Origin of the sequence: Paraburkholderia terrae (assembly GCF_002902925.1) — a bacterium.
Lineage (GTDB): Bacteria > Pseudomonadota > Gammaproteobacteria > Burkholderiales > Burkholderiaceae > Paraburkholderia > Paraburkholderia terrae.
On record NZ_CP026112.1, the window covers coordinates 859,559 to 880,600 of the forward strand.

Genomic DNA, 21,042 nt, shown 5'->3' on the forward strand with positions numbered 1-21,042 from the left:
GCGTGCGCAATCGGTCCGGAGTGGGGCGTGTGTGGCACTACGGCCTACACACAGTTTGCCACCTGGGCGGCGGTGGACTATCTGGCACGGCATACTGTAATGCAGGTGCGTGAAGCGGGTGATGCGCACAGCAAGAGCGCTGGCAACGAACATGGGTCACGTGATTGCCGTGTGAGGCGTAAGACCCTTTGGGGGCCCTCAGGCAAGAAGAAATGTTGGCGGTGTTAGCCGCTTTCTTTTGCCTACTTTTCTTTGCGGCGGCAAAGAAAAGTAGGTGCCGCCCCGCACAGGGGCGACGCGTGAAGCACGCTAACAAATCGCGGATGCCAGCGAAAAGGCAAAACGCGGATACCAGCGAGAAGACATGCCGCCCCGTCGAGGGCGACGCGTGGACCACGAAGGCATAGCGCGCGGATGCCAGCGAAACGACAAGCATACCCAAACCGGCCGCGCCGAGAAAACGCAAACGCGGATGCAAGCACAAACACCGACCAGCGTCGCAGACAACAAAAAACCTACTTCGTGGTGACCTCTCTCTTCCCCCTCACAATCTCATCCCCAGCATTAGCCGACAACCTCCTGGTAACAAGAATCGAAGCAAACGAACAAAGCCCAACCACAACAAACGCGGGCCAGAAATCCGACCACTGCAGCGCAGCATGCCCATGCACAGCGCGAGTAATCGATAAAACAATCCCCGCAACGGTAACCCCAAGCCCAAGAGAAATCTGCTGCACAACACTGCCGAGGCTAGTCGCCCGACCCACATCACGGCTTTCAATCTCCGCATAAGTCATCGAGTTCAAACTCGTAAACTGCAAAGCAGGAAAGAACCCACCAAGCAGCACGATGACCCAGATCAACCAAGTCGGCGTCCCAGGAAAAAACGCACCGCACGCCGCAATGGCAATACCCGAATACGCCGCGTTATACATCAGCACAGTGCGAAACCCCCAGCGCCGCAAGACAGTGGCAGCGAGCGTCCGCATGAACATGCCACCAAACGCCGAGGCACACGTAATCAACCCCGATTCGAACGCGCTCATCCCAAGCCCTTCCTGCAGCACAAGCGGCAGCAAAAACGGCACAGCACCAAGCCCGATACGAAACAGCGATCCACCCAGCACGCTAGCCTGAAACGTCGGCACGCGAAAAAACCGCAAATCGAGCAACGGACGTTCGACACGCCGCGCATACAGCACGTAGATGCCAAGCATCACAGCGCCGATCACCGTCATCACGGTGGCTGTCGTGCCCGTAGCCAGTTCGCCGTCGGTGAGCGAAAGCCCGAGCAGAAACAGCGACGCGCCGCCCGCCGACAATACGAAACCCACCCAGTCGAGCGGACCCGGATGCGGCTCGCGCGTGTTCTTGATGTATTTGTTGGTGAGCCAGATGCCCAGAATGCCGACGGGAATGTTGATGAAGAAAATCAGCCGCCAATGCAGATACGTCGTGATGAAGCCGCCTAGCAGCGGCCCCGCCGCGGGTCCGAGCATCGCGGGCACGCTCAGGTAGTTCATCGCGCGTATGTACTCGGAACGCTCCACCACGCGGAAGATGATGATCCGTCCGACGGGCACCATCATCGCGCCGCCCACGCCCTGTATGAAGCGCGCGACCGTGAATGTCGCGAGTGATGTCGACGCCGCGCACGCCAGCGAGCCGACCACGAAGATGCCGATTGCCGTGCGGAACACCGAGCGCGCGCCGAAACGGTCGGCCAGCCATCCGCAGACGGGAATGAACACGCCGAGCCCGAGCACGTAGCTGGTGACGGCGATTTTCAGCGTGACGGGGTCCCGGCCGAAGGCGCGCGCCATTTCAGGCAGCGCAGTGACGATGACATTCGCATCGACGCTCTCCATGAACATCGCGCAGGCGACGATGACGGGAGCGATAAAAGCCTTGATGGCAAGCAGCACGGGCGGCGAGCGATGTAAGTGAACGTTGATTATTGCATAGCCAGTCGGGCAAATGCCATGACGTTGTGGTTACAACTGGATTTTCAGTGGGCAGGGATGGCTGCCGTCGGCATGGGTTATCTACTCGTAATGAGCGCTGTGCGGGGTAAGTGATCTCGGGATTTGGCTTTGTGCTGGCATGCGTTGTTGCGCCTATGCGGCGTATGCGGTGTCTTCGTGCGCGCGGCCAGTTTGGTTTGCTTTGTGTTTTTGCTGGCATCCGCGATTTGTTAGCGTGCTTCACGCGTCGCCCCTGTGCGGGGCGGCACCTACTTTTCTTTGCCGCCGCAAAGAAAAGTAGGCAAAAGAAAGCGGCTAACACCGCCAGTCCTTGCGCTTGCCTGAGGGCCCCCAACGGGTCTTACGCTTCGCACGGCAACCACGTGATCCACGTTCGTTGCCAGCGCTCTTGCGGTGCGCCTCACCCGCTTCACGCACCCGCGTTGCATCATGCCGTGCCAGGTAGTCCACCGCCGCCCAGGTGGCAAACTGTGTGTAGGTTGTTGCGGTGTATAGCTCGGCGCTCTTACATCGAGGCGTGCGCTATCGGTCCGAAGTGATGCGTGTGGAGCACAAGGGGCCTACACACAGTTTGCCACCTGGGCGGCAGATACCATTCGCTGCCGCTTGCCCTTGTGCGGGTGTTTGAAGCGGGTGAGGCGTTCATTCGAAGCGTTGGCAACACACGCGAACAAGGACGTTACCGAGTGAAGCGTAAGACCGGTTGGGGGCCCTCAGGCAAGAAGAAATGTTGGCGGTGTTAGCCGCTTTCTTTTGCCTACTTTTCTTTGCGGCGGCAAAGAAAAGTAGGTGCCGCCCCGCACAGGGGCGACGCGTGAAGCTAGATAACAAAACGCGGATGCCAGCGAAAACACAAAGCAAACCAAACCAGCCGTCGCAGACAAAGCCGATACCGCCCCGCACAGGGGCGACGCCTGAAGCACGCTAACAAATCGCGGATGCCAGCGAAACCACAAAGCAAACCAAACCAGCCGTCGCAGACAAAGCCGATACTGCCCCGCACAGGGGCGACGCTTGAAGCACGCTAACGTAATCGCGGATGCCAGCGAAACCACAAAGCAAACCAAACCGGCGTCGCAGACAACCAGAAGTAGGTGCCGCCCCGCACAGGGGCAACGCCTGCGCCGCGTAGGCGCCAGCAGATACCAGCAAAGACCACCCGCAGTAGCGAATCAACTCCCGTGACGGCTGAACAACCCGTGATGCTTATCCGGCCCGTCCGCCTCATCCCCGCCAATCCACCCAAACTCCACCGGCATGCGAGTAAAAAACACATGAACATTCGCCGCACGCACAATCTCGAGCAGACGATCCGCCTCAGCGTCCGTGGTCGCGAGAATCACCTGCTGCGGCTGGTCGCCGAGCGAAAGCGCATGCGCAGCATGAAGAGCCCCCGCATGCCCAACGCCCTGCGCGCAACTCACCACCGTCGCGCCGCGAATCCCAAGCCCGCGCGCCTCGTGCAGCAGCCATTCGCACACGGTCTGATGCCTGTGCCGCCGGTTGCGCTCAGTGAAGAAAGTCAATTGACAGCCGTTCATCGTGACGCTCGCACGCTGGATGCCAACCCGCTAGGCCCGCGACGCCGAAGCCGACGGCGCCCTGGCGCCCGCATGGCTCACGTGATGCCGCGCATATTCGACCGCTTCGATCAGCACCGAGGCGATCTCTCCGACGCGCTCGCGCGTTATCCGTATCTCGACCCATTCGCGCATCGCCGAGCGGCCATACGGCTGGAAGGCGAACGCGCGGCCTGTGTCCACCAGCTGCGCCGCGCGTTCGGCGGGCAGCTTGATGCCGATGCCGCTGCCGTACACGCAAAACGCGAGATTCGAGCCGACGAACGCAGCCGGGCAACCGAACATCGCGCCCGCGTGTACCGTGGGGTCCTTGTCCTGAACGTAAGCGAACACCGCATCGAACAGTCCGACATCATGCAAGAGTCTTGGCTCTGTTTTCATCGCGTTTCTCCTGTCGCCCGGATTCGCGTTGCACCGCTAGCGCGTGGATCGGTCAGCGTGTGCGTCGCTGTGTGCGTCAGACGTGAAGCAGATTACGCGCTTTCACGGGACACCGCTGCCGAGCACCTCGTAATCGACGGCGCAGCGCGTATAGAAGAGCGGCACGCTGCCTTGCCGCAGGCGGTCGAGCAGCGCATCGACGCGCTCGCTTTCTCCCGCGAGCGTGATGGCGACAGGCTGATCGGCAAGTTCGACAAAGCGCGCCGCGTGATATTTGCCATGCACGTCCACGCATTCGCTGACCTCGACGACCGTCGCGCCATGGATGCCCGCTTGCCGCGCTTCGTCGAGTATCCAGCCGACTGTCGTCTGATGGTGCTTGCGCGGGCCGGTCGTGGCCGCGAACACGGTGAGCTGGCTGCCTTGCATGCCGACCTCCATGCGCTGTGCGCTGTCGTGCAAGAACCATTATCGCGCTGTGAACGCGCGCGCGACAGTCTCGCAAGAGCGATGCCCGTTTGCCTTGCGAATGGTCATGATTACGGCACGAGGCGGCCTCCAATCGATGCGGCGGTGCGTCATGAACATGATCATTTGCTCGCGCGTAAATGGATCGTTCACAATGAAGAGCTTCGATACTGAGATCACCGATATGACCGACCAAACGCCAACGCCACACGTACATCACGCCGCGTCGGAAGGCTACACGAAGGGCGCGAATACCTATGCGAAGGGCCGCCCAGACTATCCGCCGGAACTGGCAGGCTGGCTGAAAGGCGACCTGGCGCTCGGGCCGGGCAAGTCGGCCGTCGATCTCGGCGCGGGCACGGGCAAGTTCACGCCGCGTCTGGTCGAAACGGGCGCAAGCGTGATCGCCGTCGAACCCGTTGCGCAAATGCGCGAAAAAATCGCCGCTGCGCTGCCGCAAGTCGATGTGCGCGATGGCACTGCGCAGCGCATGCCGCTCGACGACGCATCCGTCGACGCCGTGCTATGTGCGCAGTCGTTTCACTGGTTCGCGACGCCCGCTGCGCTCGCCGAGATTCGCCGCGTGCTGAAACCGGGCGGCCATCTCGGGCTCGTGTGGAACGTGCGCGATGCGCGCGTGCCGTGGGTCGAGCGGCTCGACGCGATCGTCAATGCGCGCGAAGGCGATGCGCCGCGCTATCACACGGGCGAATGGCGCAACGTGTTCCCGGCCGAGGGTTTCGGTGATCTGGAAGAGCGGCACATGCCGCACGGGCACACGGGACCCGTCGAAGATGTGATCGTGACGCGCGTACACTCGACGAGCTTCATTCTCGCGTTGCCGCCCGAAGAATGGGCGCAAGTTGAGCGCGAGGTGCGCGCGCTGATCGCGACGGAGCCGGCGCTGGCCGCGCACGATACGGTAACCGTGCCTTATGTGACGTACGCGTATCGGTTGAAGCGAATCGGTTAGTGCTTGCGCACCAGCACGTCGACGAGTGCGAACGCTGTCTGCCTGAGCTTCTTCGGATCGCCGTAGACGCGTTCCATCACCGCGATGCCGCGCGTCGTCGTCACGATCAGGTTTGCCGCCTGCTGTGGCGGCAGCGTCAATTGCGCGCGTCCTTCTTTCGTGTCGAGCACGCTCAGCAGGGCCGCTTCGAGCGCATCGAGCATGGCCTGCAACGCCTCGCGCGGACGCGGCGAGTCGGGTTCGATCTCGACGGCCGTTTTCGTCGACAGACAGCCGCGCGTGGGCGTGCCCTGCGAGATCGAGCGGATCGCGAACGTGAAGAACGAGGTCAGCGCGTCATGCAGATCAGGCTTGTCGAGTGCCTTGCGCGCGTCCGCGACGAAACGCTGCGCATAGCGTTCGAACACGCGCATGAAGATCTCTTCCTTGTCGCCGTATGCGTTGTACAGCGAGCCGCGCTGCACGCCCGTCGCTTCGGCGAGGTCCAGCATCGACGTGGCGCGAAAGCCTTTGCGCCAGAAGACGTCCAGCGCGTGCGCGAAAGCGTCGTCTTCATTGAACTGACGAACTCCTGCCATGGTTTGCCTCGGTCCTGGAAATGCCCAAAACCGTATTTTGACACCATTGGCTAGAATGCACAAAAATGCGGACATCAACGTGCGCGTTCGCGTTCGTCGATGAAACCTTTGAGCGTCGCGAGCGTGTCGGCGTCGTCGATGTGCTTGTCGGTGCGCCAGCGCAGCATGCGGGGAAAGCGCACGGCCACGCCCGACTTGTGGCGCGGACTCGCCTGAATGCCTTCGAAGCCGAGTTCGAACACGAGCGTTGGCGTGACACTGCGCACCGGGCCGAACTTTTCGACGGTGGTCTTGCGCACGATGGCATCGACCTCGCGCATCTCCTCGTCGGTGAGGCCTGAATATGCCTTCGCGAAGGGCACGAGCGTGCGCACGCCGTCGGCCTCGTCCCAGACGGCGAACGTGAAATCCGTATAAAGGCTCGCGCGTCGGCCGTGGCCGTGTTGCGCGTAGATCAGCACGGCATCGACGGCATAGGGGTCGATCTTCCACTTCCACCAGGTGCCCGACGCCTTGGTTCGCCCCACGCCATACATCGACGCGCGCTCCTTCAGCATCAGACCTTCGACGCCGCGTGCGCGGCTCTCGTCGCGCATCGTCGCAAGCGTGTTCCAGTCGCCCGCGTCGACGAGCGGCGATACGCGCAGCAGATCTTTCGCGAGCGTGTCCGCAAGCGTCGCGCCCAGTGCATCGAGCCGCGCGCGCCGCTCGTGCAGCGGTTGCATTCGCAGATCGTCACCGTTCGCTTCGAGCAGGTCGTACGCGAGAAAGGTCGCGGGCGATTCGGCGAGCACGCGCTTCGTCAGCGACTTGCGCGTGATGCGCGGTTGCAGCCGCGCGAATGGCAGCGGCGCGAGCGCGCCCGGTTCCCACGCGAGTATTTCGCCGTCGAGCACGGTGCCGTCGGGCAGCGTCTCGCCCAGCGCGACGACTTCCGGGAAGCGGTCCGTGATCAGGTCTTCGCCGCGCGACCATACCCACACGCGGCCATCGCGTTTCACCACTTGCGCGCGGATGCCGTCCCACTTCCATTCGGCGAACCACGACGACGGATCGCCGAGCGTCGCGGGGTCGACCTGCAACGGATGCGCAAGAAAGAACGGATAGGGCAGGCCGAGTTCGCTTTCATGGCGGATTTGTGCGGTTTGCGCATCAGCGCTTCCGTCGCCGGAGGGCGCGGGCGCGATCAGGCGCAGATAGCGCGCGGCGTCGGGCGGCTGGCTCGAATCGGTCCAGCCGACCATGCGCTGCGCGATCAGCTTGTGATCGACGCCCGCCACATCGGCGAGCGCGCGCACCACGAGCTGCCGCGCCACGCCGACGCGAAAGCCGCCGCCGATCAGCTTCGTCAACAGAAAGCGGCCGCTCCAGTCGAGTTCGTCCCAGTACGCGACGAGCCGTTCGCGCAGCGCGTCCGGCGACGCGCCGCGCAGCGTCAGGATGCGTTCCTCGATCCACTGCGTGAGGCCAAGCTCCGACGTGCGCGCGGCGGGCGGCAAGACATGCGCGATGGTCTCCGCGAGATCGCCGACGGCCTGATACGACTCTTCGAACAACCACTCGGGCAGGCCGGCGCGGGTCCGCGCGATGTTGGTCAGCAGACGCGTCGGCACCGACTGGCGCGGCTTGCCGCCCGCCAGAAAATATGACGCCCACGCGGCGTCTTCGGGCGGCGCGGCGTGGAAATAGGTGATCAGCGCATCGAGCTTGTCGCGCGTCGATGTCGTGGCGTCGAGCGCGGTATAGAGCGTGGCGAAGCGCTTCATGATGCGTCGGGCGTCGATGCGTCGGCGTTCATTGCAGGTTCGCCCTCGCTGGCCGCTGCAGCATCCGCTTCGATTGCATCGTCGCCATACTCGGTCGCGAACGCGCCCGCTTCGAGGCCTTGCTCACGCAGCCAGCGCACCATCGGTTCGACCTGTCCGTGTGTGACGATCACGCGCTGTGCGCCCGTCGCGGCGATGGCCGTTTGCAGGCCGGGCCAGTCGGCATGATCGGACAGCACGAAGCCGCGATCGACGCCGCGCCGCCGGCGCGTGCCGCGCAGACGCATCCAGCCCGACGCGAACGCGTCGCTGTATTCGCCGAAGCGCCGCAGCCATGCGCTGCCTTGCGCGGACGGCGGCGCGATCACGAGCGCCTGTCGGAAGGCCTCTTTGTTCTTCGAGGGAATCTCGCTGACGAGGCGCACGGGCGGCAGGGCAACACCCGCTGCGCGATACGCGCGATTCAGCGGATCGACGGCGCCGTGACAGAAGATCGGGCCGATGCCCGAATCGACGCCCGCGAGAATATGCTGCGCCTTGCCGAACGAATAGCAGAACAGCACGGAAGCGCGGCCCGTGGCCGCGTTGTGACGCCACCAGCTGTCGATGCCGTCGAACACCGTTTGCGGCGCGTCCCAGCGGTAGATGGGCAGGCCGAAGGTGGACTCGGTGATGAAGGTGTCGCAGCGCACGGGCTCGAACGGCGCGCAAGTGGGATCGGCGTCGAGCTTGTAGTCGCCGGATGCGACCCACACTTCGCCGCGATATTCCACGCGCACCTGCGCCGAGCCCAGCACATGTCCCGCCGGATGCAGCGACACGTCGACGCCGTTGATCGTGATGCGCTCGCCATACGCGAGCGTCTGCAACGCGATGCCCGGTAGCCGCGACTGCAGCACGAGCGCGCCGGGTTCGGCGGCGAGATAACGGCGATGCCCGAAGCGCGCGTGATCGGCATGCGCATGTGTGATGACCGCGCGCTCGACGGGCCGCCACGGATCGATATGGAAGTCGCCTGGCGGGCAGTACAGGCCTTCGGGACGCGCGACTATCAGGTCGGTCTGTGGGCTCAAAGCTTGTCTCCGCGAAGGGCCACGCGATGTCTGCAGGCGTGCGCCTGTGCATCAATGGACTCGCGCGATACGGCGGAAGTTCATCGCGCGCGTCTACCGAAGCGGGCCGCAGGAAACGTAAAGCGCCCCGGCGTCGAGATGACGCCGGGGCGCGTGAACAGCGGTCGCTTTCTACGATTCGAAGGGCATCACTGGCCGCCCTGATTCGTGCCGTTCGTGCCCGGTTGCATCGTGCCGTTCTGCTGCATGGTGCCCCGTTGCTGCATCGTGCCGTTGTTTGAACGGTTCATGCCCGCGCTGTTCGGCGTCGAGCCCGTACCTGTGCCAGCGCCGCCGCCTGTCGCGGTCGTGCCTGGCGTGCCGTAGCCGCTGTCGTTCGTGCTGCCGCGCTGCATGCGGTTCACGCCTGCGCCTGGCGTTGCCACGCCGCCTGCGCCACCCGTGTTGCCGCCACCCGCGCCTACGCCGTTGCCGGACGAACCGCCGCCAGCGCCATTACCGCCGCCAGCCGCGCCGCCGCCACCCGCTCCAGCGCCGCCGCCTGCGCCTTGCGCATAGACACCGCCGGACAAAGCCATCACCAGGGCAGTAGCAAGTACCTTCTTCATCGTGCGATTCATGGTCGAACCTCCCAAAATGGTTTGATCTTCACGAGTCGGTGTTGTTGACCCGCCCGTGCATTCATTAGCGCAAACCCCGTGCCGCACGAGAAGCACGACTGACTCGCGGTGACTCACTTTCGTCTGGAACGCCACTTGCGGAGACTTTGACGATGCAGGCGCAGATGCCCCCGTGCGTCGCGCGGTTTTTCAGGCAAAGGAGCCCCACAGATGGCAAACAAGCAGCGTAACCAGCAGCCTTCCGCGCCGGCGGAAGATATCAAGTCGAAGGATCTCGAACGCTCGCGCGTGCGTCCGCAAAACGAAGCGCTGCGCACGAACCAGGGCGTGAAGATCGCGGATAACCAGAACACGTTGCGCGCGGGTCCGCGCGGTCCGTCGTTGCTGGAAGATTTCATCATGCGTGAAAAGATCACGCACTTCGACCATGAGCGCATTCCGGAGCGCATCGTGCATGCGCGCGGTTCGGCGGCGCACGGCGTGTTTCAGGTCTACGAACCGATGGCCGAATACACCAAGGCAGCCTTTCTACAGGACCCGTCGGTGCAAACGCCCGTGTACGTGCGCTTTTCCACCGTGCAGGGCCCACGTGGTTCCGCCGATACCGTGCGCGACGTGCGCGGCTTCGCGACGAAGTTCTACACGTCGGAAGGCAATTACGACCTGGTCGGCAACAACATGCCCGTGTTCTTCATTCAGGATGCGATCAAGTTTCCCGACTTCGTACATGCCGTGAAGCCCGAAGCGCCGAACGAAATGCCGACGGGCGGCTCGGCGCACGACACCTTCTGGGACTTCGTGTCGCTTGTGCCTGAGGCTACGCACATGGTGTTGTGGACGATGTCGGACCGTGCGATCCCGCGCAGCCTGCGCACGATGGAAGGCTTCGGCGTCCACACGTTCCGCTTCATCAACGCGAAGGGCAAGATGCGGCTCGTGAAGCTGCACTGGCGGCCCGTGCTCGGCTCGTATTCGCTGCTGTGGGACGAAGCGCAAAAGCTCGCGGGCAAGGACCCGGATTTCCACCGGCGTGATTTGTGGGAAGCGATCGAGTGTGGCGACTATCCGGAGTTCGAGCTGGGCGTGCAGATCATCGAAGAAAAAGATCAGGATTCGTTCGGCTTCGATCTGCTCGACCCGACCAAGCTCGTGCCTGAGGAGATCGTGCCCGTGAAGATCATCGGCAAGATGACGTTGAACCGTAATCCGGACAACTTCTTCGCCGAAACCGAGCAGGTTGCTTTCCATCCGGGTCATGTCGTGCCGGGCATCGATTTCAGCAACGACCCGCTGCTGCAAGGGCGATTGTTCTCGTACACGGATACGCAGATCAGCCGGCTTGGCGGACCGAACTTCCACGAGATTCCCATCAATCGGCCCGTCAGCCCGAACATCAACAACCAGCGCGACGGCATGCACAGGCAGACGATCAACGTAGGCCAGGCCTCGTACGAGCCGAATTCGGTGAGCGACGCATGGCCCAAGGAAACCGATCCCGCTGCAAAGGATGGCGGTTTCGAAAGCTATGCCGAGCCAATGGAAGGCACGAAGATCCGCGTGCGCAGCGAATCGTTCGCCGATCATTTCTCACAGGCCGCGCTGTTCTATCAAAGCATGAGCGACGTCGAGAAAGAACATATCGCACTCGCGTATCAGTTCGAGCTGGGCAAGGTGACGAAGCCGGAGATTCGCGCGCGCGTGGTCAACGAGATTCTCGCGAACTTCGATGCGGATCTCGCCGCGACGGTGGCGGAGGGTCTCGGCCTGCCGAAGCCTGCCAACGGCGCGCGGGCAGCAGGCAAGCAAAAGCCTTCGCCAGCGTTGAGCCTGCTGAACCGCGGCGTGCCAGGCATCAAGACACGCAAGATCGCGGTGCTCGCCGCGCCGGGCAGCGACGGCGCCGCCATCAAGAGCGTGCAGGCGGCGCTGAAGTCGCAGGGCGCGACGCCGTTGCTGGTCGCGCCGACACTCGCGCCCATCGACGGCATGAACCCTGATGCGACGATCTCCGGCATGCCGTCGATCATGTTCGATGGCGTCGTGGTCGTAGGCGGCGCGCAGGGCACAAAGGCGCTCGCGCAATCGGGCGACGCGCGCCACTTCGTGCTCGAAGCGTTCCGGCATCTGAAGGCGATCGCGGCAACGGGCGCGGGCAAGGACGTATTGAGCGCGGCCCATCTGCCCGAGAAAGGCGATGGCGTGTTCATCGGTGACGACGGCAAGGTCGATGCGCTGTTGAAGCCGTTCATCGAAGCGGTGGGGCAGCATCGCGTATGGGCGCGTCGGCAGATGGCTGAGACCGTGCCTGCGTGAAGAAAGCGACGCACGAGCAGGCGTAGAAACGCCGTTGCTGCCATCGTGCCGCAACGGCGTTTTTTCGAGCGAGGAGAAAAGCGGCTAACGGCGCATCGAAGGCGAGCCCTCACGCTCGACGGCCTGCAAGCGCCAGAAGCCCGCGACGGCGTCGGGCCGTGAGTGCGAGACCCACGTCGCCTGGCCTTGTGCCGACGTCACGTTCCCATGCCGGTCGACGCGCACGCCGTACAGCGTGACGAGCGGCGCTTCGCTGCCGCGCGCGCACAGCGACATGACGTGCCCGTCCTCGCGCACCTCGCCCGACGACGGCAACTCGACGCCGCGACGATCCTGCGACGTCCACGCGTGGTTGATCGTGTCGAGCCACAACACCGCGTAGTCGTGATTGACGGTCGGGTCGGATGTATTGATCAGAATCGACAGACGCATGAACCCTCCATGTCCGCATGATTGCAGCCGCCCGGACCTCGCGGCAGGGCAATGGCTTTCGCCTTGTAAAGCAACGGTTGTTCCAGGTTTTGGGATTCGTCCGCGTTCGCGGTGCAGCAAGGCTGGCCGCCAGGATGCACGCTGTTGCGCTGCACAGTGTTCTGTACAAACTGCACGGCGGGATTGCCGTTTTTACGCGGCATCCTGATTCGCCGCGCATCGCGATGCGGCGCGCGAAAAAACGTACACTCACCGTATTAACGGAAACGGCCTTCTTCATGCCATGCAGCAGAGAACGGTCCGTCATTCAGCAGGCGTTGCACAGGAGACAGCATGGATCTGTTCATGTCGATGGAAGCGTTCGTGCGGGCCGCCGAGGCCCAGAGCTTCGCGAGCGCCGCGCGCCAGCTGGGCGTGGCGAAATCCGTCGTCACGTCGCGCGTGAAGCAGCTCGAGGAGCACTTCGGCGTGCCGCTCTTTCATCGTTCGACGCGCGCGGTGCGTCTGTCGGAGATCGGCGAGACGTATTACCGGGAATGCGCCGAACTCGTCAACAAGGTCCACGATCTGTCCGGCCGCTCGGCCGCGCAGCACGAGTCGCTGTCGGGCACGCTCAATGTCCATGTGTTGCCGGGTTTCGCGCTCGGCCATTTCTCGCGCGCGCTGATCGAGTTTCGCGAGGCGCATCCGCGCATCGAGTTCGTCGTGACCGTCAACGACCGCGTGATCGACCCCGTGCAGGAAGGCTTCGATCTCGCGTTGCAGATCTATCCACCCGCGTCGAACCTGCTCGTCGAACGGCGGCTCTTTCCCGTGCGCGGCGTGCTGTGCGCAGCACCCGGCTACCTGAAGGAAGAGCCCGTGATCGAAACGCCGCTCGACCTGCTGCGGCATGATTTCGCGCGTTACTCGTACTACCCGTGGGGCGACAAGTGGCCGCTGATGAAGGGCAACGAGTGCTTCGAAATCGCGCTGAATCCGGTGCTGAAAACCAATAGCGTCCACTTGCTGCTCGAATTCGCGCGGGCGGGCGCGGGCGTCGTCTATTTGCCGACGATGGTCGCCGCCGCCGATCTGCTCGAACGCCGTCTGGAGCGCGTGCTGCCCGATTACGCTGCGCCGCCGCTGTGGCTGTCGGCCGTGTACCCCGCGTCGCATCGCTCGACGGCGAAGGTGAAGGCGTTCGTCGACTTCCTGCGCGGGCGTTATCTGCGCGAGCCGCAATGGGACAAGGCGCTCGGCATCGCACCCGACGATGAAGATACGAAGAGCGTCGGCGAAGAACTCGCCGACCAGTGAGCGCCACACGAGCCGCGCGGGCCACGCGGGCCGCCCCGCAGGTCTGAACGACCACGCCAGGTAATTTCCCTGGGGTCATCTGCCCGCACCCAGCGTTCTGATTTGCCGAACCTCGGATCATTGCTGTTGCGCCTCCCGGCACTTACTCTTGCGTCCATGGAATCACGCAAGACCACGCAAGCCGTGGCCGACAGAATCAACGCAGATTCAAGGAGGCAGACATGCAGCAGACCTGGTTGGGGAGTCTCGACAACTACCGAAAAGGCTCCATCGAAATTATCAAGGGCAAGCCCGAGCACTACGCAATGTCGAATGTGTTCGAAGTCGCGAGCCATGCCGCGCCGTACGAGAAGATCGTGGTCGGCAAGAACCTCAAGTACGTGATCGAAACGCTGCGCGCGGAAGGTACGTCGCCGTGGTTCACGGCATCGCACGACGAGTTCTGCGTCGTGATGGACGGCGAGATCGACGTGCATTTCATCAAGCCTTCGGACGGTCCGCTCGTCGATGCGCAAACCGAGGGCAGTGTGCGGCTCGACGGCACGCCTTCAGGAAAGAGCATGGGCTTCGTGCGGCTGCGCCGCGGCCATCAGGCGCTGTTGCCCGCGGGCGCCGCGTATCGCTTCGAGACGGCAGGACAAGGCGTGCTGCTCGTGCAGACCATTCTGGGCCGCTATTCGGTCGAGAAGTGGAAAGACATCTGCATTCAGTAACGCACAACCTTTTTCTGGAGTCGGTCATGAGCACAGTCAATACGCTGCAAAACGTCAGCGCGGGCGAGCCGGATGCCGCCACGGGGTATCGCACGTTCCGCCTCGGCGATTTCGAGTTTTCACGCGACGCCTACTTCGTCACCGTCAAGTGGCCCGCGAAAGGCGAGCAGCGCTCGCATCAGATGCACGCCGACGACTTCCTGCGCGCGATGATGCGCGACGTCGCGTGGGGCTTCTTCTACGGTTGGGTAAATTTCGACGAAGTGATCGGCACGCGCAATCACTACGGCAAGGTCGACATGTATGCGGGCGCGTATAACGCGAGCTTCCGTGACGCCGCCGTCGATCATACGCAGCAGTTCGATACGCCCGTCATCATGGCGACCTTCAAGGCGATTCTGCGGGACTGGGTCAACGAAGGCTTCGACCCGTTCGCCGCGCCCGAAGAGACGGGTTCCGCATTCGGCGCGAAGCATGGCGACAACATCGCGGCGATCGAACGCACGCGCATCGCGACGAAGCGCATGCCGGGACTGGAAGGCGATTCGCCGCTGCGCGACGATTTCCCCATCAATCGACAATTCGCCGATGTCGCGCAGGACGAGCCGGAGATTCACGCTGCGCCCGGTTTCGAGAAGGAACTCCATGCGTTCAGTCTGTTCAAGTATCTGTCGCGCTCGGATGTGACGTGGAATCCGTCGGTGACGTCGGTGTGCAAGCAGAGCCTGTTTTGCCCGACGACGGAAGAATTCGTGCTGCCCGTGTTTCATGGCAACGATCGCGTCGAGTGGTTCCTGCAACTGTCGGATCAGATCATCTGGGATGTCGCCGACAAAGATACGGGCGAGCCGCGTGCGCGCATCACGATGAACGCGGGCGACATTGCCGCGATGCCCGCCGATATCCGCCACAAGGGCTATTCGCAGAAGCGTTCGATGTTGCTGGTGTGGGAGAACGCGACGCCCGATCTACCGAAGCGCTACGAGAGCGGTGAACTGCCGCCGTATCCGATTCAGCTTTAAGCACTTCCTTTGGTGGTCTCCGATACACGGCGCCGGATAGCCGGCGCCGCGGGGACGCTCACGCCCAAACGCCTCATCGAGCAGGACTGACATGCAAACGCAACTCTTCATCGACGGCCGCTTCGTGCCATCGCTCTCGGGCGAAACACTCGCGACGCTCAACCCTCACGACAACTCGGTGATCGCCGACGTTGCGATGGCGAATCGCGCCGACGTCGATCGCGCCGTCGCTGCGGCGAAAGCGGCGTTCCCGAAGTGGAGCAACATGGCGGGCGCCGAGCGCGGACGTCTGCTGCTGAAGCTCGCCGATGCGATCGAAGCGAATGCGGACCGGCTCGCGCGCCTCGAATCGATCGACACCGGTCATCCGATCCGCGACACGCGCAATCTCGACGTGCCGCGCACGGCGGCGACGTTCCGCTATTTCGGCGGCATGGCCGACAAGTTCGAAGGCTCGGTGATTCCCGTCGAGCAGGGTTTTCTGAACTACTTGACGCGCGAGCCGGTCGGCATCGTCGGGCAGGTGGTGCCGTGGAATTTTCCGCTGATGTTCACCAGCTGGAAGATGGCGCCCGCGCTCGCAGCGGGCAACTGCGTAATCATGAAGCCCGCCGAACTCACGCCGCTTTCGAGTCTCGCGATTGCCGAGCTGATGGCCGAGGTTGGCTTTCCGCCGGGTGTCGTCAATATTCTGCCGGGGCTTGGGCATGTGGCGGGCCAGTACATCGCCGAGCATCCGGAGATCGGCAAGGTTGCGTTCACCGGCTCGACGGCTGTGGGGCGCAAGATCGTGCAAGCGTCGAGCGGCAATCTGAAGAAGGTGCAGCTCGAACTGGGCGGCAAGGGCGCGAACGTCGTGTTCAGCGACGCGAATATCGATGCCGTCGTGCAAGGCTCCGCGTTCGGCATTTTCCATAATCAAGGGCAGGCGTGCATCGCCGCGTCGCGGATGATCGTGCATGAATCGATCGCGGATGAAGTGCTGGAGAAGTTCGTCGCACTCGCGCGTTCGATCCGTATCGGCGATCCGCTCGACCCGTTGACGGAAATGGGCCCGCTGACTTCGCGCCAGCATCGCGATCGCGTGCTGTCGTATGTCGATATCGCGCGCGAGCAGGGCGGACGCGTGCTGTCGGGCGGCAAGTCGCCGGACAACGCGGCGCTCGCCAACGGCTGCTATGTCGAGCCGACCATCGTCGAAGCGAAGCCGACTGATCGTGTATCGCAGGAAGAAGTGTTCGGCCCGTTCATGAGCGTGACGACGTTCCGCACCGACGAAGAAGCGCTCGCCATTGCGAACGGCACGGAATATGGCCTCGGTGCAGGACTGTGGACGCGCGACCTGCAACGCGCGCATCTGATTGCACGCGAAATTCATAGCGGCATGGTGTGGGTCAACTGCTACAAGCGCGTGAGCCCGGGTTCGCCGTTCGGCGGCGTCGGCGCGAGCGGCTATGGGCGCGAAATGGGCTTCGAAGCGATGCGCGAGTACACTCAGGCCAAGTCGGTGTGGATCAATGTCGATGCGCAGATCCCGCCTTATTATCCGCGCTGAATTGTGCTGAAACCGTGCTGGAACGCTAACGTCATGGAACCGTTCGTCTATCAGGGCTTGCCTTCGCGCGTCGTATTCGGCGTCGGCAGTCTGGATCATCTGGGCCGCGAGATCGAATTGCTCGGCGCGCAACGCGCCATCGTGCTGTCGACGCCGCAGCAGCGCGCACAGGCCGAGCAACTCGCGGAACGCATCGGGCCGCGCGCGGCGGGTGTGTATGCCGAAGCCGTGATGCACGTACCCGTCGAAACGGCGCGTGCAGCGCGCGACTACGCGGCACGTGTCGGCGCCGATTGCGCGATCGCCATCGGCGGCGGTTCGACGACGGGCCTCGGCAAGGCAATTGCGCTCGAAACGTCGCTGCCCATCATCGCGATTCCGACCACTTACGCGGGTTCGGAAATGACGCCGATCTACGGCCTCACGGAAGGCGGCGTGAAGAAGACAGGCCGTGACTTGCGGGTGTTGCCGAAGACGGTCATCTACGATCCATCTTTGACCATATCACTGCCGCCCGCGCTTTCGTTGACGAGCGGCATCAACGCGATTGCACATGCCGCCGAAGGTCTCTACGCGCAGGACGCGAATCCCATCATGAGCCTGATGGCGGAAGAGGGCATACGCGCGTTGGGCGACGGCTTGCCGCGCGTGATGAAGACGCCTGACGATCTCGATGCGCGCGCCGCGTGTCTCTATGGCGCATGGCTGTGCGGCGCGGTGTTGGGCAGTGTCGGCATGTCGCTGCATCACAAGCTGTGTCATACGCTTGGCGGCACGTTCAATCTGCCGCATGCCGAGACGCACACGATCGTTTTGCCGCATGCGCTCGCGTACAACCGCGCGGCGGCGCCGCACGCGATGCAGCGTATCGCGCGCGCCCTGCATGCGGACGATGCCGCGCAAGCCGTGTTCGATCTCGCGCTCGACAACGGCGCGCCGATCGCGCTGAAGGACATCGGCATGAAGGAAGGCGATATCGATGTCGCGCTCGATCTCGCGCTGAAGAGCCCTTACTGGAATCCGCGCGCGGTGGAGCGCGAGCCGCTTCGCGCGTTGCTGGAAAATGCTTACGAAGGACGCAGGCCCACATAGCGCAGGCGCTATATTCCTGAAGCAATGAACAACGCAACCAGCGCCAAAAGAGCGTGAGGACATCATGAGAGAGACACACGGCAATTCCGCAGTTCACCCCACAACCGACATCGTGCTCGCCACGCTTTCGGGCTGCGCCGACGCGCGCCTGAAAGAGATCATGACGGCGTTAATCAAACACGTACACGCGTTTGCCGAAGAAGTGCAGCTGACGGGCGACGAATGGCGGCGCGGCATCGAGTTCCTCACGCAGACGGGCAAGAAGTGTGACGGCATTCGCCAGGAGTTCATTCTGCTGTCGGACACGCTCGGCCTGTCGATCATGCTCGACGCGATTCATCGTCAGCACGACGTGACGGAATCGGCTGCCACGGAGCACAGCCTGCTCGGTCCGTTCTATCGCGAAGGCGCGCACGACGAAGCGTTCGGCGCGAACATCGCCCGCACGGAAGGCGAGCCGGCACTGTTTCGCGGGCGGCTGATCGACGAGTCGGGCCAGCCCGTGCCGAATGCGTTGATCGAAGTGTGGGAGACGGCCAATAACGGCATGTACGAAGGACAGGACCCGGACCAGCCGGAGAGCAATCTGCGCGGCCGCTTCCGCTCGGGACCGAACGGCGAATACGCGTTCCGTTCGATCAAGCCGACGCCCTATCCGATTCCGACGGACGGTCCCGTCGGCCAGATGCTGCTCGCGCTCGGCCGTCATCCGATGCGGCCCGCGCATGTGCATTTCCTGATTCAGGCGCCCGGCTACGACACGCTCACCACGGCGCTGTTCAGTTCCGACGACCCGTATGTCGATTCGGATGCGGTGTTCGGCGTGAAGCCCTCGCTCGTGGTCGAGTACCTGACGAACGAGAGCCGCGCCGACGCGAAGGAATGGGACTTGCCGAGCCCGTTCTTCGACGTGCAACGCGACTTCGTGCTGACGCGTTCAGGCGGAGCGGCATGATGATGACGGCAATGGCATTGTGTCCGCTCGATGACATCCCCGATGGCGGTGGCAGGCAGATCGCGTCTGCCGAAGGGGGCGAGGCTGCCATTGTCGTGCTGCGCCGCGGCGATCGCGCGTGGGCCTATCGTAATGTATGCCCGCACTTCTCGATCCCGCTCAACTACGAGCCGGACACTTTCTGGACCTATGACAGCGAGCATCTGATGTGCGCGCATCACAGCGCGATGTTCCGCTTCGAGGACGGCGTGTGCGTCGATGGGCCTTGCCTTGGCGCAGCGTTGACGCGCGTCCCCGTGCGCGTCGAAGCGCGGATGGTGATCGAAAGTCAGGAAGACGACGCCGCTTGACGAATCCGCGCGCGTGGGCGGCGCTGGAACGTCAAATCGGGCAGAGTAACGGCGTGGCGGGGCGGTATCTGCTATCGTTCGCGTCTATGCTACCCATCATCTCGGTCTCGAATCTGTCGAAGACATACGCGTCGGGTTTCCAGGCCCTCAAGCGTATCGACCTGTCCATTCGCCAAGGCGAAATCTTTGCATTGCTTGGGCCGAACGGCGCGGGCAAGACCACGCTCATCAGCATCATCTGCGGCATCGTCAATGCGACGGAAGGCACCGTGACCGTCGACGGCCGCGATATCCGCAACGACTACCGGGCCGCGCGCTCGCTAATCGGGCTTGTACCGCAGGAACTGACCACGGATGCCTTCGAAACCGTCTGGGCGACGGTCTCGTTCAGCCGTGGCCTGTTCGGCAAGCCGAAGAATCCGGCGCATATCGAACAGGTGCTGCGCGATCTCTCGCTGTGGGAGAAGCGCAATAGCCGCATCATCCAGTTGTCGGGCGGCATGAAGCGGCGCGTGCTGATCGCCAAGGCGTTGTCGCACGAGCCGCGCATCCTGTTTCTCGACGAGCCGACGGCGGGCGTCGACGTCGAACTGCGCCGCGATATGTGGAAGCTGGTGCGCTCGCTGAGCGCGAACGGCGTGACGATCATCCTCACCACGCATTACATCGAAGAAGCGGAAGAGATGGCCGACCGCATCGGTGTGATCAACGGTGGCCAGATCATGCTCGTCGAAGACAAAGTGGAGTTGATGCGCAAGCTCGGCAAGAAGCAGTTGACGCTGCAACTCGAAACGCCGCTCGCGAGCATTCCAGCGTCGCTCGCGGACTATGGGCTGGAGCTTGCGAACGACAACGGCGAACTGATCTACACGTACGACGCCGAACGCGAGAAGAGCAGCAGCATCGTCGCGCTGCTCAACGATCTCAGCGAAGCGGGTATCCGCTTCAAGGACCTGCACACCACACAAAGCTCGCTCGAAGACATCTTCGTGAGTCTCGTACACAAGCAACAACAAGAGGAGAGCGTGCGATGAACATCCATGCCATCCGCGCAATCTACCGCTTCGAAATGGCGCGCACCGGGCGCACCCTGATGCAGAGCGTGATCGCGCCCGTCATTTCGACGTCGCTCTATTTCATCGTGTTCGGCTCGGCGATCGGCTCGCGCATCCGCGAAGTGGAGGGCATCAGCTACGGTTCGTTCATCGTGCCGGGGCTCATCATGCTGTCGCTGTTGTCGCAGAGCATTTCCAACGCGTCGTTCGGTATCTATTTTCCGCGCTTCACCGGCACCATTTACGAACTGCTGTCGGCACCCGTGTCGTATCTGGAGATCGTGATCAGCTATGTCGGCGCGGCGGCGACCAAGTCGATCATTCTCGGTCTGATCATTCTGGCCACGGCGGGGCTGTTCGTGCCGTTGCAGGTGCAGCATCCCGTCTGGATGATCGCGTTTCTCGTGCTGACGGCCGTTACCTTCAGTTTGCTCGGCTTTATCATAGGTATTTGGGCCGACAACTTCGAGAAGCTGCAACTCGTGCCGCTGCTCATCATCACGCCGCTGACGTTTCTCGGCGGTAGTTTCTACTCGGTCGCGATGCTGCCGCCCGCGTGGAAAATCGTCACGCTGTTCAATCCGATCGTCTATCTGGTCAGCGGCTTTCGCTGGAGCTTCTTCGGGCTCGCGGATGTCAGCGTCGGCATCAGTCTCGGCATGACCGCGCTGTTTCTTTGCATCTTCCTTGCAGTGATCGCGTGGATATTCAAAACGGGCTATCGCCTGAAGTCGTAGTACGATGAACGTCGTTGGCGCGAAGCCGACATGGGAGAGGCTGCGGGACACCGCATCGCAGCCGTTCGATATCGCAGCATGGCGCATTCAGCGAG

At 63.0% G+C, this 21,042-nt stretch carries 20 protein-coding genes; 11 read left to right on the forward strand and 9 right to left on the reverse strand.

Translation table 11 applies throughout. The features are described from left to right. Window positions 1-515: 515 nt before the first annotated feature. The 4 genes from C2L65_RS20065 to C2L65_RS20080 form a co-directional block, all read right to left on the reverse strand. Entirely contained in the window at window positions 516-1,925 is a 1,410-nt protein-coding gene (locus C2L65_RS20065) for an MFS transporter (protein ID WP_042311188.1), read from the reverse strand. 1,232 nt (window positions 1,926-3,157) lie between these two features. Then, window positions 3,158-3,526, reverse strand: coding sequence for a DUF190 domain-containing protein (locus tag C2L65_RS20070; protein ID WP_042311180.1), 369 nt, complete (start codon window positions 3,524-3,526; stop codon window positions 3,158-3,160). Between the two features lie 30 nt (window positions 3,527-3,556). Continuing rightward, on the reverse strand, window positions 3,557-3,946 hold the full coding sequence (locus tag C2L65_RS20075) for a hypothetical protein (RefSeq protein WP_042311179.1): 390 nt from the start codon (window positions 3,944-3,946) through the stop codon (window positions 3,557-3,559). Between the two features lie 102 nt (window positions 3,947-4,048). After that, on the reverse strand, window positions 4,049-4,375 hold the full coding sequence (locus C2L65_RS20080) for a DUF190 domain-containing protein (RefSeq protein WP_042311187.1): 327 nt from the start codon (window positions 4,373-4,375) through the stop codon (window positions 4,049-4,051). A gap of 193 nt (window positions 4,376-4,568) precedes the next feature. On the opposite strand from C2L65_RS20080, the gene C2L65_RS20085 reads away from it, so the two are divergent. Beyond that, entirely contained in the window at window positions 4,569-5,387 is an 819-nt protein-coding gene (locus C2L65_RS20085; protein WP_208647216.1) for a class I SAM-dependent methyltransferase, read from the forward strand. Here the strand turns inward: C2L65_RS20085 and C2L65_RS20090 are convergent. From C2L65_RS20090 to C2L65_RS20105, 4 genes are all read right to left on the reverse strand, one after another. Further along, window positions 5,384-5,965 (reverse strand): TetR/AcrR family transcriptional regulator, encoded by a 582-nt coding sequence (locus C2L65_RS20090; RefSeq protein ID WP_042311178.1) that lies wholly within the window; start codon window positions 5,963-5,965, stop codon window positions 5,384-5,386. The genes C2L65_RS20085 and C2L65_RS20090 overlap by 4 nt on opposite strands. A 74-nt stretch (window positions 5,966-6,039) precedes the next feature. Then, the gene (locus C2L65_RS20095) at window positions 6,040-7,731 is read right to left on the reverse strand and encodes an ATP-dependent DNA ligase (protein WP_042311177.1); all 1,692 of its coding nucleotides are present in this window, start codon (window positions 7,729-7,731) and stop codon (window positions 6,040-6,042) included. Next, window positions 7,728-8,804 (reverse strand): ligase-associated DNA damage response exonuclease, encoded by a 1,077-nt coding sequence (locus C2L65_RS20100; protein WP_042311176.1) that lies wholly within the window; start codon window positions 8,802-8,804, stop codon window positions 7,728-7,730. The genes C2L65_RS20095 and C2L65_RS20100 overlap by 4 nt, the downstream gene beginning before the upstream one ends. 188 nt (window positions 8,805-8,992) lie before the next feature. After that, complete coding sequence (locus tag C2L65_RS20105; RefSeq protein WP_042311175.1) at window positions 8,993-9,424, reverse strand: hypothetical protein; 432 nt, start codon at window positions 9,422-9,424, stop codon at window positions 8,993-8,995. Between the two features lie 210 nt (window positions 9,425-9,634). On the opposite strand from C2L65_RS20105, the gene katE reads away from it, so the two are divergent. Then, window positions 9,635-11,737: a catalase HPII gene (gene katE / locus C2L65_RS20110; protein ID WP_042311174.1), complete on the forward strand. Its 2,103-nt coding sequence runs from the start codon at window positions 9,635-9,637 to the stop codon at window positions 11,735-11,737. Window positions 11,738-11,821: 84 nt separating this feature from the next. On the opposite strand, the gene C2L65_RS20115 is transcribed toward katE, so the two are convergent. Then, a complete protein-coding gene (locus tag C2L65_RS20115; RefSeq protein ID WP_042311173.1) occupies window positions 11,822-12,169 on the reverse strand; it encodes a DUF3564 family protein in 348 nt (115 codons plus the stop codon). A 333-nt stretch (window positions 12,170-12,502) separates the two neighbouring features. Here C2L65_RS20115 and C2L65_RS20125 point away from each other — a divergent pair, with 333 nt between their 5' ends. From C2L65_RS20125 to C2L65_RS20165, 9 genes are all read left to right on the forward strand, one after another. Then, window positions 12,503-13,468 (forward strand): LysR family transcriptional regulator, encoded by a 966-nt coding sequence (locus C2L65_RS20125; protein WP_009770382.1) that lies wholly within the window; start codon window positions 12,503-12,505, stop codon window positions 13,466-13,468. Between the two features lie 221 nt (window positions 13,469-13,689). After that, the gene (locus tag C2L65_RS20130; protein WP_042311168.1) at window positions 13,690-14,181 is read left to right on the forward strand and encodes a cupin domain-containing protein; all 492 of its coding nucleotides are present in this window, start codon (window positions 13,690-13,692) and stop codon (window positions 14,179-14,181) included. 26 nt (window positions 14,182-14,207) lie between these two features. Then, on the forward strand, window positions 14,208-15,203 hold the full coding sequence (locus C2L65_RS20135; RefSeq protein WP_042311166.1) for a hypothetical protein: 996 nt from the start codon (window positions 14,208-14,210) through the stop codon (window positions 15,201-15,203). Between the two features lie 91 nt (window positions 15,204-15,294). Beyond that, on the forward strand, window positions 15,295-16,758 hold the full coding sequence (locus C2L65_RS20140) for an aldehyde dehydrogenase family protein (RefSeq protein ID WP_042311164.1): 1,464 nt from the start codon (window positions 15,295-15,297) through the stop codon (window positions 16,756-16,758). A gap of 33 nt (window positions 16,759-16,791) precedes the next feature. Further along, window positions 16,792-17,850, forward strand: a complete 1,059-nt coding sequence (locus C2L65_RS20145; RefSeq protein ID WP_042311161.1) for a maleylacetate reductase — start codon at window positions 16,792-16,794, stop codon at window positions 17,848-17,850. 64 nt (window positions 17,851-17,914) lie between these two features. Next, window positions 17,915-18,805: an intradiol ring-cleavage dioxygenase gene (locus C2L65_RS20150; RefSeq protein WP_042311159.1), complete on the forward strand. Its 891-nt coding sequence runs from the start codon at window positions 17,915-17,917 to the stop codon at window positions 18,803-18,805. After that, a complete protein-coding gene (locus C2L65_RS20155) occupies window positions 18,802-19,155 on the forward strand; it encodes a Rieske (2Fe-2S) protein (RefSeq protein ID WP_042311158.1) in 354 nt (117 codons plus the stop codon). The genes C2L65_RS20150 and C2L65_RS20155 overlap by 4 nt, the downstream gene beginning before the upstream one ends. An 86-nt stretch (window positions 19,156-19,241) precedes the next feature. Continuing rightward, window positions 19,242-20,189 carry an ABC transporter ATP-binding protein gene (locus tag C2L65_RS20160; protein ID WP_036000986.1) on the forward strand — a complete coding sequence of 316 codons (948 nt, stop codon included), beginning with the start codon at window positions 19,242-19,244 and terminating at the stop codon, window positions 20,187-20,189. Beyond that, window positions 20,186-20,947 carry an ABC transporter permease gene (locus C2L65_RS20165; RefSeq protein WP_036000988.1) on the forward strand — a complete coding sequence of 254 codons (762 nt, stop codon included), beginning with the start codon at window positions 20,186-20,188 and terminating at the stop codon, window positions 20,945-20,947. The genes C2L65_RS20160 and C2L65_RS20165 overlap by 4 nt, the downstream gene beginning before the upstream one ends. The last annotated feature ends 95 nt before the right edge of the window (window positions 20,948-21,042 follow it).